Genomic DNA, 13199 nt, shown 5'->3' with positions numbered 1-13199 from the left:
ATGATGAATAAAGAGATTTTGGATGAGTTTGGTTGTGCTGTTATGCATATGGTTCGTGATCGTTCCATTGATAGATTTGATAAAATCCAGTCAGGGACGTTAAAATCACAAAGAGCTTTAGAACTACATAATTTATTATCAACGTTTGATGATAAGCAGAAAGATGTAATTAAAGATTTAATTACTGAGTGCATTGATAATACTATATTTAATTTTCTTTTTATGTTTGAAGAAGATGAAGATAAAAAAATATTAATGTCAGATGTTAATGTTATAGAAGTAAGTGACGGGTTATCAGGTGAGTTGTTTACAGAAGATGGATGGATAAGTCGATACAGTAATAAAAAATAATATAAAAGCCCGTAAAGATCCTCTCTGGATTTTTACGGCTATTTTTATCTATTGTTACGCTAATATATTACCCTGCTGCACCCGGATCACCACCTTGCCGGGTATCACGCTGATTGCCCGGTAAGTCTACACTGCGTCAGCCAGTCCCCCGCCAGATACAGCCCATCGTTATCCCGTATCCAGTCCGTGCTAATATGGGGGGGCCACCTCCAATAATAGCCGCGCAATCTCTGCCTCATTAGAGACTAACATTATTATCAATCCATTCTGACTTGACTCTATTTTAAATTCTACATCTGTGAAAAAACAGATATTTATAATATTCCGCCATTGATAATTATCGCCGAAATAAACCCGCCGGTAGTTGCTGTAGAACAATTATTCTTCCATTAGATATATCCCTCCTTTTTATTATTATATAGTTTGGTGAATATTATCACGTTGTATTAACGTCTAATATTTTATAAAAACCACTTACCAACCTTCATCTGGATCATTGCACAATATGGCGTTGGCAAAAATATACGCAATGTATACGGTAGTTTTGATTTATTCGTTGGCCGACGCATTTGGGCGGCGAATTAGGAAATTGCGTTTGGTCAGCAACGCGCCAGCCGCTTCAACTCAAGGTGATGAACCGACGGCATCAGAGAAAACCGGCCAGGTGGGTTATGAATACCTGTGGAGTGGCGATCAGCTGATTGAAGAAGTGCCGATCTATGCTGATGGCACGGCGGCTTACGAGCAAAGTATTCACTGGCTATATGCACCGGGGACATTAACGCCCGCGGCCCGCTATGAAAACGGTAAATTACATTATGTGGTAGCCGACCACCTTGGCACGCCGCGCGAGCTGCTCAATGAGCAAGGCAAAGTGGTGTGGGCGAACCGCCTGAGCACCTGGGGCCGCGCCGAGTTATGGCGGCAAGCGGCGAACGATGAAGATAATGTCACCTGCAACCTGCGTTTTGCCGGTCAGTACGCGGATGCGGAGTCCGGGTTGCATTACAACCGTTTCCGCTATTATGATGGTGAAACAGGGCAATACTTATGCCCAGACCCGATAGGGCTGTTGGGGGGGATGAACCCTTATGCATACGTGCATAACCCGTTGGGATGGGTGGATCCGCTGGGGTTAACCGGTACAGATGCTTCAGGGCGACCACTATCTAGTCTTAATTATAGCGTCTGGCATCAAGCAGAAATTCCTGCTGATATTCAATCAGGAACCAGAGCACAGCATTTTAGAAATGCAAACCAACAATTATACGAAGCAATACAGAAAAACCCTGATTTAGGTCAGTCATTACCCCCGGAAGTTGTTGCTCATGTTCAACCAAAGCCGAGAGGTGGTTTTAGTGATAAGAGTCCGCCGGATCAAAATTGGCATCATAATGCCCAAGATCCAACGAAAATTGAATTAGTGCCTAGGTCACAACATAAAGCACCGGGGCCAGTTCAGGCGAGTTTACACCCTAATCAAGGCGGCAGATTTAAAGCACTTCGTAGCAAGTGTGGTTAACGTATTATCAATTGAGGAATAAGGTATGGAACTAGTTACTATTCGTGAGTTTTTAACTCATCCAGAAAATTATCTAACTGGTTGGTTTTATCTTCCTCCGGATAAATCTAGATGGAATTTAGATACACAGGGTGTTTTTTCATTAGATAGCTCAGATTTTCCACCGGACTCTGATGATTATTTGCCTATTCAGGTTGAAAATGATGGTTGGGTCGAGACCCTAGACGGTGCAAGCGTTGAAGATATAATTGACAATGTAGGTTATCAGCTTGGTGATCCTAAAATAGAACAATTATTTGAAGCATTTATTTTTTATTATGAAAATGATGCCTTTATAGAGTTTTAAAAAAATAGCCGGAAAGTCTATCCGGCTATTTTAATATTTACTAGTTATCCAAACCCCGCGATCTTCCTTTACCCATATTTAGATTTTTTTAAAAGTAACTAAGTCTACACTCCATAACTACAAGGTTGAAGTTATTAGATAATTATTCATTTTTATTATTCTGTTGTTCAGCAGGTTTATGGAATTGAGTATGTAAAGGCACCCGTTTTAGTACCCCACACTTTTTGAGTTTCCAGCGTGAAAATTCAGCCGTAGGTATTCTTCCAGAGTCAGGTTATTCAGGAGCTAATATGGACGCTTAAAGTTATATTCGCTCAGATATTTCTCTGTGATGTCCCATACTCCATTAAACGTCTTGAACAGATAAACATCCAGTATCTCTGTCTGATATATCCGGTTGAGGCATTCAATAAAAACGTTTGCGTTGACTTCCTTGGTTTAAGAAACTCCGCTCTGAGGGCGCTATAGCTATGATGCCTTTGGGTAGTCTATCTGGCAATTAAATTTAGGGAGTAATTCGTTAGCAGTTTTAGAGAGTAATAACCTTCCCACTACCTCTCCTACATCCGCAAAGTTATATTGTTTATTTATCCTAATACAACCTTCCTTATAAAAAGGAAGGTTGTTTGAGTGTTAAATATATTACACAAAAATTTCCAGATTGCCAGAAGCTTGCAAATGGCTAGTGTTTAGCGGTGCTAGCTCTTTCTTACTATGCGATGGAACCTCCGGTAGTTCACGATTTTGGATTCGACTATGATGATTAATAATTGCAGCTAGGAAGTTTTCAATAATTTTCGTTTGTGCACTTATTTCTTTCATTTCTTTCATTTGGTCACCTTTCCCAGGTTCCAACGTTGCTATGCGTGGTGCTAATACCATAGCTATATTTTGTGCGTCCATCTTGTTTATTTCTTTGTTTTTATCAATGTTTATTAACAGAGGCATCAGTTTCTGCAACGATAATGGCAGTTCCATTATCGATGGGAGGCGATAATTACTGTCATTTTTTGTGTTTTTATAATTTATTGAGAGATTACATATTCTACTTTTTTCCAATTCAGTTAATGCCAAGCCAAGCTGATTTTTCATTGTTCCAAAAATATCATGGTGACTATCATTATTCATTAAAATATCTTTTATCTCTTTAACACTACCTTCCTTCATGGTCTCGGTGATGTTTTTTATTTTATTATTATTCCCAGGCACCCTGAATATTCCTTTCTCTTGTAACCATTCGGGGTTGCTATTGATTTTATCACTAAGCATTATAATATTGTTAATGGCTCTAAGTTGTGATGGTTCAAGCTCTATTTTAGGCTTTATAGCGGTCACTGATATTTTTTCTAGCTCTAGTGTGTTAGCTAGCTTTTGGATCTCTACTGATGCGGGTAAACCACTATCCAAATATAAGTTGGCTAATTTATTTTTTGCTTCTACTATTTCATGTAATTTATGTAGTTTTGCTGTTTGTTTGTTTTTTTCTAGCGTTTCAGTCTGAATAATATATTTATCTAAGGACTTACTCAGCTTAGAGATTTCTTTAGTGAAATCACGATCTTTAGCTGTGGTGTTATGACTGGTGATGCCCATTAATTTTTTTGCGACTAAATTCCAATCGTTTGGGCTATTTATAATGTCCGTTCTATTGCGGAGTTTTATTTCTCCATAAGTGTTACGTTCAATTATATTGCGTTTGTAAGCGTGCCCCTTAAGTATATTCTCAACTTTGTCTATTTTATTTTTTAGGTGTGCTTCTGCTTTCGTGCATTCAGCAATCGTGGGGTTACTCTTCTTAGCAAATAGACTGAAACTGTCCACTGGTTTAAAAAAATTAATCAACATAGTGTGGCCTATCTGGGAGATGTAAAAACTAGAGTCTGTCATCCAGTCAGAATGCGTGCTTTCACTTTTCGAGGTGCTGGGCTTATTTATGCTTATTTTCTGAGGCAAAATAGTCACGTATCAACTGCTGCCATTGCTCACGGGCGATGGGTTTTTGTAGCAGGTAATCCATACCGACTTCGCGTGCACGCTGCGCATCTTCTGCTTTTAATGAAGCAGACTGACCGATAATCAGTACCTGTTCAGGAGTGCCTTGCATCAACTTTCTCAGGTGACGAACCAGTTCAAAACCGTCGCTCTCATCTAGCCGGCAGTCGGTAATAATAATAGTATGTTGGTGCTGCAACCAGCTCTGATAAGCCTGCTGAGCGTTCGCTACGGCATCAACCTCAAAGCCCATACTGCTAAACAGCTCATGTTGAACTTCCAGCAGCAGTGGCTCATCCTCCACCATCAATAAACGCCGTGACTCTGTAATAGCGCAGGGTGAGTTGATCTTGGGAGTCTCATTGGTGCTCTCCAGCGATTGCTCCTCATTGCACAAGTCGCTGATGGCAAGATAGAGCGCTGAGGCGTGCAGCGGGCGGGTAACGACGACCGATTCACCCTCTTGATTGCTCAGTTGCCAATGGTTCTGCGGCAGATCCAGTTGCAAGTGGAGTGCAGGCCCACGGGCGGTAGTGAGGAACGGATCTGCGGCGGAATAATAAGGTAACTCGCAGCCATCAAGAGCCTGAGTGATTTCACCGATTAGTGAGGTGGGGATCTGTGCAGGCATCACCACATACAATCCTTCAGGTAGCGGGTTTTCGATAGCATAGTGAGCGGGCGTTGCGGGTAAGGCAATGGTCACCCGTGAACCCACCCCCGGCTGACTGGCGATAGCCAGATGCCCCCCGGTGAGATGCATGTTTTTCTTGGCGACGAATAATCCCAGCCCGGTGCCCTTAGGACGTGGAGCGTCGCCATCCGTGCGAGAAAATTTACCCTGATAAAACGGTTCTGAAAGCCGTGCCAATACCTTGGGGGGCATACCAGTACCGGTGTCGATCACCTCAATACTGAACATGTTTTTGCCGTCCACTTGCAACAATGAGCACTCAATCAATACCATGCCGGCATGAGTGTGCTTAATGGCATTGCTGACAACATTATTCAGTGCCTGAGAGAGCAGGGTGCCATCGATCAGGTGGGGCAGAAAATACTGTTTTGACAGGTAACGGACCTGAAGTGTGGTGGTGTGTGTTTCGGCAAAACTGATAAACAGTTTGACCGTGGTATCGCACAATTCAGCCAGTAAATGCGGTTGCGGATTCTGCGTGACCGAACCGGCATTGATTTTGGCGTTATCCAGTGACAGGTCAAGATTGTCCAGCAATTCGCGGGTGACATGAATGACGTTTGCGAGCCTTTCCCGCTGGCTGGTTGATGTTATTTTGTGTACCAGCCCTTCGCAGGCGGTCAGGATGCCAATGAGTGGCGTGCGCAACTCATGTGCCAGCACCGACAGTTCCAGGTTGTTTTTCGAACCCAATCGGATTAACTCCATTTGTAAGCGTCGGTGGCGATAAAAAATAAATATCAATAGGAGTAACAAAGTAGTGGTCAGGCTATAACAGTACCAACCCGATCGGCGATTGTCCGACAGTGGAATAATGTCGCTGAGCATCCATTTTCCCATGAGTTCAGCTTGCTGTTTAGCGGAAATAGATGCGATGACTTTGTTAATAATATCGATCAGGAGCTGGTCTTCGGGGCGCGCACTCATCACTCTGGGAATCTTGGTTTTATGGGGAGGTGACATTTTTAACTGCCCCGGATGAACGACATTCATATAATAAAGGGCGGTGGGCGAGAGGACGACGGCGGCTTTAGCCCGCCCATGTATCACCTCACCGATGGCTTCCTCGGGTGAACGAGATATTTTGTAATCAACATTTGGAAATCGTTCAGTAAACCACTCAATTAGCGATAAATAGTCGGTGATGGAAACATATCCCTCCAAGAGGTCATCCGGGGTGACGATATTCCGTGTGGCTTTGCGCGTAACAGTGACCGGCCAGGTGGCAAACATCGGAACACTGCTTGCCAGCCCTTTGGCCTGTGCAAATGCGCTGGATGTACTGGTGAGTAGCGAGACGTGACCAGATTGTAGATTAGCAAAAGGTCTATTGTTATTGTTACTGAATACCGGCTGAAATTTTATTCCAGTGGCGGCAGAGATTAAATCAATATAATCCCGCGTCAATCCAATATGCTCTCCGGTGCTATTAAAATTTTCAATAGGATAAAAATGTGGAGAAATACCGTATTTTATAACCGGGTGAGCCTGTATATAACGCAGCTCTTCCGGCGTAAATATAATGTCGCCCGCAGCATAACCGGTCGCTGATGAAAGCAGGGTCAGCGCCAGTATTTGATATGTTTTATAGAGAAAGTTCATGGGCATATTGGAAAAAATCGGTATTTGAAGTAAGCCCCAGCTTTTTGAAAGCGCGCGTTTTAGTATTGGATACGGTTTTAAAACTGATATTGAGACGCACGCTGATTTCTTTCTGCTTCACACCATTGAGCAGCATCCTCAGCACTTCGGTTTCACGGCCGGTTAAAGTATGGTGTGCGTTTTGCTGCGTGGCCTGAGACAGTGCTGCCAGCTCAATAGGGAAAAATTTCTTACCTCGGGCGACATACGAAATAGCAAAAAACAGCTCCTGAATATCGCTGCTTTTTTGTACAAATCCCCATGCGCCTGCTTGCCAGGCGAGACGCGCGACTGCCAAGCTTTTATGAGCGGTATGGACAATAATTTTCAATGTAGGATGTAACTGAAGCAGGCGCTTGATCAGCCCAACGCCATCCTGAGATTGCGATGCGTCCTCGTCTATTTCACTGGCTGCAAGTGAATAATCTAGCAACAATACTTCGATCTCAGGGGCGCTTTCTAGTAGCGTAATGAGTTCGGGCGTATTGCTGACACAGCCGACGAGCTGGAGCGAAAAGTCACTGTAAATAAGCTGGAGCTGCGGTTCTTTATGATGGTAAGGATACTTTTTTAAGATTTCCATCAGTGCAAGGCGACTGAAAGGCTCGTCTTCGATCAATGCTATCTTTAACGTTTTCGTCATAATGGCCCCGATCAAGTGGGGCAAGTACTAACTGTCATTCACTGTCAGTATTAGCCTTTCACCTGATTGACGTAGGAACGGTGTGAGCTTGTCACTCATCATAATCAATTCACCCTCTTTCTCAACTCTGACGCTGATATTAAGAGGCTGTGGGGATAATGATAACTCATTCGGCATCTGCAAGCGAAATGGAATTGTAAAATTTTTCGTTTGGTTCATAAAACTATATTCATGAAGTGTGTATTCTTTCTCTCCAGAGGCCTTATTTTGGGAAATTGAGAGCGTAATTTTAACATTTTCAGGTATAATCCTATTATTGCTTTGAATATTTCCCTGAAGATAATCCCTACTATAATTGTTGTTAATACCGTTACGATGACTGCATCCGGATAAGACCAACGTCAGAAATAAGACAAAGCAACAGGAATAAAAATTTTTGTGGGTATTTAAAAGAGATTTCATCTGTTCATCCTGCAGTAAAAATATAAAAATAAGAACAACTGGCGGCGATAGCGAGCGTACAGGTCGTAATAGCTGCATCGATGATACCTTTTTGACGTACCGTTTTACTCTGTACGGGAGCAGGCAACGTCGACTCATCAGGCAGTACTTGCTTGGTGCCCGTGTATGAAATCCCGATCCTCGGTAAGGTAGCGATCAGGGTTTCATCCAGGTTGGCTTTCTTAAATGAACAGCGTAATTGTCTCACCAGTTTATAATAACTACTTTCCGTCACAATAACGCCACGTTTTTCCCAAATAGCGTACATGACTTCTCTTTTACTACATGTTTTTGCCAGCAGCATTTTTAACAGGCAGGACTCGCTTTCTGAAAGCACGACGACGGTTTCTTTCTTAGTTAATGTTCTCTTCCAAGAATTAAAAATAACGCCTTCGCATAAAATGACACTTGGTGGAGTCAGTTCATTATTAGTCATAATATTTTCCCTTTCATATAGGATTGTCTGTAATCGAGGTGTGTTTTATACATCCTCAATGACAGGTTCTCAACAGTGGAAAGGGTTAATGGGTATAATAAAGAATACTCTCCATGCGTTTGGAGAGTGCTCTCTATGTGTTTGGGGATTATTCCTCTTTTTTATGCTTAATATTAAGAAGTGGGAGAGGATATTAATAGCGATGCGTTCCGTTGGGCAAAATCAGGGCCGGAACTGACAATTTTCATAATTTTACTGGCGTACTTATCTCTATAATGGGCTGTTTCTGAATGATATGCACCAACAGCACGCCAGCTATAGCCATATTTTTTAAACTTCAGACTCAGCAAATAGGCCCCTGCCTCAATGTTGGTGCAAGGGTGCATTAGCATCCGTTCATTCTGTATTATTCCTTTAGATTTTAGTGGCTTGACATTAATGGTGTTAATCTGCATCAGACCATAATCATGGCTACCATTCTTATTAATGTTACGGGCATCTGGTTGACCGCCAGATTCATGAAGAATAATCGCTTCAAGAATGATTTCTGGCACATCCCAACGTATCGCCGCATTAGATAAACAAGATGCCTGAGCGACCACTGGGCTGAGAAACAACAGTATTGATAAATAATAAATAATATTTTTCATAGAGGTATAATTTTAAATTTCGTCTGGCTCTTCATCATCTTCATCAGACACTTTGCCCATTTTAGAGAAGAGTTCTTCCTTCATTTGGTTTAGGAACATGTCGTTGGCAATATACATTGCATAAGCCGGATTAAACTTTTCTTTCAGTAAAGCGTCATCTCCCGGCACCTCGGAGCTTTTGATTGTCATGTCCAATCCGGTAAGAAATTTTACGCGTTCTGCTGACGACAAACTCATTAGCTTCTTATTAAGCAGACCAAATAGCGCCTTCTTATCTTCTGTGGTGCGCAGACTTTCAACAAAATCATCGATTGCTGATTGCTCTTTTGCCGAAAATTGTGGCGCAGATTCCTGTTTCTGCATCGCAGGTGTTTTCCCCGCCGGATTGCCCTGCCATGCCTGTGCGACCCGCTGTTGTACATTGTTACTGTGGGCCACAGGTTTAGCGTCGGTGAGCGCTGCTGCCATTTTCAGCGTAGAGTTAATCATCGAAATTGTCATGTGTCTCTCCTGATTGACTGAATTGTTCGGAAAATTTGTGGTACAACGCCTTTTTCGACTGCAAAATAGTGCAGCGTGCAGGCAGGGATAAAATATGTGGCAACGTTCGTTGTGCCGCACTCTGTGGCGAGAAATGGAGGATTTCATTATTCACCTCCAGCGCAATACTCCCCTCTGTACCACCGAGCACACTGATGTGCTGAATTTCCGCCAGCGCGGGTTTTAGCTTTTTCAGCATTGAGGGGGGAAGATGCATCTGAATCTTTGTGGATTCAGGGTGTTGCCGGATAAGATGGTCACTGACAATTTCATAGGTTCGTGGGTCACTAAACATCTCTTCCAACAGCGTCTGCAAGCGGGCTTCACTACTCGCCACTGCCTGTTGATATTGGCGCTGGCTTGACTCCAACCCGAACAATAAATCGGCTAACAGTTTTTGCAGCCCATCCTGATAGCCTTGCTGATAAGCAATACGTTGTATTTCCTCTGCTTCTTGCTGAGCTTGCTGACAGTGTTCCGTGGCCTGTTTTCTGGCCTGTGCGGTCAGTATTTTTTGATAGCGGTTCGCTTTCATGGCTTGATGTTTAATCAAGACTTTTTCAACTGCGGTTTGCCGAATATCCGGCTCAGATTGTGGTGACATAGCGGCAAGCTCCTTCTATCACATTCCACGGGAGGGCATTTTTCACCGGCGTTTCCATTAACTGTCGGGTTATGGCACTGAACATATAGCTGGCGCGAACGGTATAGACGCGGCCAAAAGGTGCCAGACCCGTCAGCAGTTGTGCAGCCCCTGTAGCCAGAAGTATTTGTGGCGATGATGGTACTTCCTGCGATTGGCGGAAATTATCGTTCGTGCGTTGGTGTAGCCCAGTATATTTGGATGTTTCCACCCACCACGGCAGAGGGGCTGGGTGCAACAACACTCCCAGCGCCCAGGCAACCTTGGGTAATTGTGACCAATGCTCAACAATAAAGTCGGGCAACGGCAGGGTGTTTCTATCAGGCATGGGCAGTTGATACTGCGTTAGCAAGCGCTGATTATGAGCTTGCTGTAACACCTGAGGTAGGGCAGGGTAATCAATGCCGCTGTGTTCTGCGTGAAAGTAGCCACCCGGTGCCAGCAAAATTTTATGCTGGCAAGCGAAACTAAACCTGCCGGGATTGGCTATCATGGTTTTTGCTCCGTACTGTTCGAGGGTGATTCTTTCTTACTGTTTTGTTGCTTACGACGCCAAAGTAACAAAATTGCGCCGGCACCCGTCATCAGAGCGGCAGCAACGCCAATCAATAACACCGGTGGCACCGGGAACTCAGGTTCATTTCTGACCTGACGCTGCAATGGCGGGCGTTCGACGACCACCACCGAAACATTGTCAAAGCTGGCTTCAGCAAAACTGTTGGTGAGAAATAACTTAATTTTGCTCATCATCAGTTTAGGATCTTCATTCCCAGCGTAAGTCACCAGACTTGAAACCTGCTGTGGCTGCTTGACCCGATTATTGCCACTTAAGGGATAACTGACATGGACTCTGGCGTTCACCACGCCGGGAATAGTCAGTAGCGATTGTTCCAGCCGCTGCTCAATTAAGGACAGCAGGCGTGAGCGTTCCGCTTGGGGCGAGGCCACCAGTGAATCCCCTGGGAACGCCTGAATAATTTCCACTGACTCTTTCGAAGGCAGGTTGTACAGGCGTAACAAATCCACTGCGGTAACAAAATCACTGCGCGCAACTTTAATGGAATTGCCCAGTTTGCCATTTTCCCTGCGTGTGCCTTCCACGCCATTTTCCTGTAGGACTGCCAGCACTTCATTGCTCTGGCGCTGGCTAAGTTCCGTGAGTAGCACTTGGTTATCACAACCAGATAGCACTTATCAGTAGAAGTTTTGTCAGCTTATTCATGATTTACTGCGCTTTTAAGACAGAGTCGATCGCCGAGGCACTCTTATGGGTTAGCGTACTGATCAAATTGATGCCAAGGCTATAATTACCCATCCGATTCTGTAATTGTAATAACTCAGCGGGGTTAGTCGCATCGCCACTATTTACCTGATTAATAATCGCGGCTTTCTCCTGACTGGCAGCAACACTGTAGTTGGCAAACTGGCTTCTAACCCTGTCTTCTACAGAGCCACCCGCAGCCATCGCCGGAATATTTTGTTCTACCATCGGCTGAACAGCCGGAGAGATATTAATAAACATTGACATAACTATCCTTAATAGTGACGCAATATCACCTCCCCATAGTTCTTGAGATTACAGTGGTTAGCTGTAATTCCAATGACTTTGGGGATATGAGTTAATAATAAAATTACAAGTTACGAATAATCGCCTGAGAGGTATCTTTAACAGACTTCATAATATTACTTTGTGCTTGACGCACACTATTGTAATGCCCATTAAGAGCAGAGATCTCTGCCAGTACAACCGGGTTATCCATTTCAATTGTTTTATCTGCAAGCTTTGTATTCAGTTTGTCAGCCAGCGATTTAACACGGTCGCTTAGTAATCCACCGGTACGGTACATCATCCCATATGGTGAATTGGCATCAAACTTTTCATAGTCATTGGTGCTCCATGCGCCGCTAGGCGTTTGAGCTGGTGCAACTGTATTAGGCATAATATATATCCTTGTTATTTAGTATTAGTTTTAAAATGACACTGGATTAAAGTACCAGTGGTTATTATCCAATAGAACATAGCCGTTCGGATTATTGACGAGCGACTTTCCTGCCAGATGATTCGTGCTCAAAGATATAGAGAACTGTATATGACGTACTCCATATCTCTTTGTGAAATGTTTGGAAAAATCAATTGCCGACAGCGCCTGCTTATCGTTCAGACTGGCATTAATAATAAAAACAGAAGTTCCGCTTTTATTACTCACCCGCCACGGCACATTACTTTCGGTCAGGCCTTGCTCTGCTTTATGCATCAGTTCGGTCGCGCTGTAACTCTCTAACTGACTTTTTACCGGGCAACCGAGAAAACGTGTCAGTGTCTGCAAAACCTGTTTATTATCTGGTGCGGGATAGTCGCCTTTTAACCAGCGAATTACCGGCTGACAAGGAAGAGTTAAATCCACTTTCAACAGACCAGGTATTTGCTTGCCAAGCTGAGTTTCGATCTCTTCTTCTAAACTGGTGATTTTTTTCAATGTCACCGGTTCTTGATAATGCTCCCGCAATAAACGCTGGGTACTCCAGTCCAAATCACGCTGTGTTTTTACCAATACCAAACTCTGACCATTTTCACCGGTCGTTACCGTCAATGGAGAGCTGCTACCCTGAAGTAGGGTTTCCAGTGTTTTGACCTGTCGCGCTTCACTATTGTAGTTCAGTACCTGCCAACCAATAAATGTCGCAAGTACGGTAAGCATAATTCCGGCCACATAAACCGAATTAAACTTACGCTCTGCGGATTGGCTGGTGCGGATATCACTTACTGCATTTTCTACATCAGTTGTTTGCACGTTAAGGGGTAAACTCTCCTCACTATTCCACGGGGTGTTCAACATTTTAATCACCACAGGAAACTGCTCAGCCAACATCACTTCTTGAAATATCACCGGTTGTTTAATATCAGGGCAATCACCGTTTAAAGTGAGATACCACTGGTCAACACTCTCAGTTTCCTGCTCTGAAATTACATCATCGTCGCAGACGATCGCCAGTTCATAATTACCCTGTTCACCAGGCAAATAATAGGTGGTGAAGCCGTCACTATCTGTTTCAGTTGAATAGCTTTGCTCAGGGCCAATGACTATCCGGTGGCTACCCGCTTTGAGCATTAATTCATTACCGCTTAGAGGCCCACTGGCAATCCTCATTATTAAGACGCGGTTGTCTGTGTCCCTCATAATATTTTCTCGTTGTACCAAATTGGTGCTAAGTAAAGCCGAGTACGATTTTTTTGTCAGC

Annotated in this window: 15 protein-coding genes and 1 pseudogene; 3 read left to right on the top strand and 13 right to left on the bottom strand. The window is 43.7% G+C overall.

Features of this window, described 5'->3' with window-relative positions; all coding sequences use genetic code 11:
• From AT01_RS09155 to AT01_RS09145, 3 genes and pseudogenes are all read left to right on the top strand, one after another.
• Positions 1-351, top strand: a complete 351-nt coding sequence (locus tag AT01_RS09155) for a hypothetical protein (RefSeq protein ID WP_042546919.1) — start codon at positions 1-3, stop codon at positions 349-351.
• A 667-nt stretch (positions 352-1018) separates the two neighbouring features.
• Positions 1019-1489 (top strand): annotated as a pseudogene (locus tag AT01_RS22650) (RHS repeat-associated core domain-containing protein); the annotation flags it as partial.
• Between the two features lie 409 nt (positions 1490-1898).
• A complete protein-coding gene (locus tag AT01_RS09145) occupies positions 1899-2219 on the top strand; it encodes a DUF7716 domain-containing protein (RefSeq protein WP_042546918.1) in 321 nt (106 codons plus the stop codon).
• Positions 2220-2861: 642 nt separating this feature from the next.
• Here AT01_RS09145 and AT01_RS09140 read toward each other — a convergent pair.
• From AT01_RS09140 to AT01_RS09080, 13 genes are all read right to left on the bottom strand, one after another.
• The gene (locus AT01_RS09140; RefSeq protein ID WP_042546917.1) at positions 2862-4064 is read right to left on the bottom strand and encodes a RhoGAP domain-containing protein; all 1203 of its coding nucleotides are present in this window, start codon (positions 4062-4064) and stop codon (positions 2862-2864) included.
• An 82-nt stretch (positions 4065-4146) separates the two neighbouring features.
• Positions 4147-6513, bottom strand: coding sequence for an ATP-binding protein (locus AT01_RS09135; protein WP_042546916.1), 2367 nt, complete (start codon positions 6511-6513; stop codon positions 4147-4149).
• Positions 6491-7189: a response regulator transcription factor gene (locus AT01_RS09130; protein WP_042546915.1), complete on the bottom strand. Its 699-nt coding sequence runs from the start codon at positions 7187-7189 to the stop codon at positions 6491-6493. Before AT01_RS09130 ends, AT01_RS09135 begins: the two co-directional genes overlap by 23 nt.
• Before the next feature lie 27 nt (positions 7190-7216).
• The gene (locus AT01_RS09125; protein WP_042546914.1) at positions 7217-7651 is read right to left on the bottom strand and encodes a hypothetical protein; all 435 of its coding nucleotides are present in this window, start codon (positions 7649-7651) and stop codon (positions 7217-7219) included.
• A gap of 4 nt (positions 7652-7655) precedes the next feature.
• Positions 7656-8126, bottom strand: a complete 471-nt coding sequence (locus AT01_RS09120) for a winged helix-turn-helix domain-containing protein (protein WP_004703650.1) — start codon at positions 8124-8126, stop codon at positions 7656-7658.
• Positions 8127-8299: 173 nt separating this feature from the next.
• On the bottom strand, positions 8300-8776 hold the full coding sequence (locus tag AT01_RS09115) for a lytic transglycosylase domain-containing protein (protein WP_004703649.1): 477 nt from the start codon (positions 8774-8776) through the stop codon (positions 8300-8302).
• A gap of 12 nt (positions 8777-8788) precedes the next feature.
• On the bottom strand, positions 8789-9277 hold the full coding sequence (locus AT01_RS09110; RefSeq protein ID WP_235427268.1) for a hypothetical protein: 489 nt from the start codon (positions 9275-9277) through the stop codon (positions 8789-8791).
• Positions 9258-9920, bottom strand: a complete 663-nt coding sequence (locus AT01_RS09105; protein ID WP_042546913.1) for a hypothetical protein — start codon at positions 9918-9920, stop codon at positions 9258-9260. The genes AT01_RS09110 and AT01_RS09105 overlap by 20 nt, the downstream gene beginning before the upstream one ends.
• Entirely contained in the window at positions 9904-10452 is a 549-nt protein-coding gene (locus tag AT01_RS09100; RefSeq protein WP_042546912.1) for a hypothetical protein, read from the bottom strand. Before AT01_RS09100 ends, AT01_RS09105 begins: the two co-directional genes overlap by 17 nt.
• A complete protein-coding gene (gene sctJ / locus AT01_RS09095) occupies positions 10449-11126 on the bottom strand; it encodes a type III secretion system inner membrane ring lipoprotein SctJ (RefSeq protein ID WP_235427267.1) in 678 nt (225 codons plus the stop codon). Before sctJ ends, AT01_RS09100 begins: the two co-directional genes overlap by 4 nt.
• A 58-nt stretch (positions 11127-11184) precedes the next feature.
• Positions 11185-11487, bottom strand: a complete 303-nt coding sequence (gene sctI, locus AT01_RS09090) for a type III secretion system inner rod subunit SctI (RefSeq protein ID WP_042546911.1) — start codon at positions 11485-11487, stop codon at positions 11185-11187.
• A gap of 103 nt (positions 11488-11590) precedes the next feature.
• On the bottom strand, positions 11591-11899 hold the full coding sequence (locus AT01_RS09085) for an EscF/YscF/HrpA family type III secretion system needle major subunit (RefSeq protein ID WP_042546910.1): 309 nt from the start codon (positions 11897-11899) through the stop codon (positions 11591-11593).
• Between the two features lie 30 nt (positions 11900-11929).
• The gene (locus tag AT01_RS09080) at positions 11930-13138 is read right to left on the bottom strand and encodes a PrgH/EprH family type III secretion apparatus protein (protein WP_042546909.1); all 1209 of its coding nucleotides are present in this window, start codon (positions 13136-13138) and stop codon (positions 11930-11932) included.
• Positions 13139-13199: the final 61 nt, after the last annotated feature.

The sequence above is a fragment of the Yersinia aldovae 670-83 genome, from assembly GCF_000834395.1.
Classification (GTDB): domain Bacteria; phylum Pseudomonadota; class Gammaproteobacteria; order Enterobacterales; family Enterobacteriaceae; genus Yersinia; species Yersinia aldovae.
This window is presented reverse-complemented; position numbering and strand designations above follow the sequence as displayed.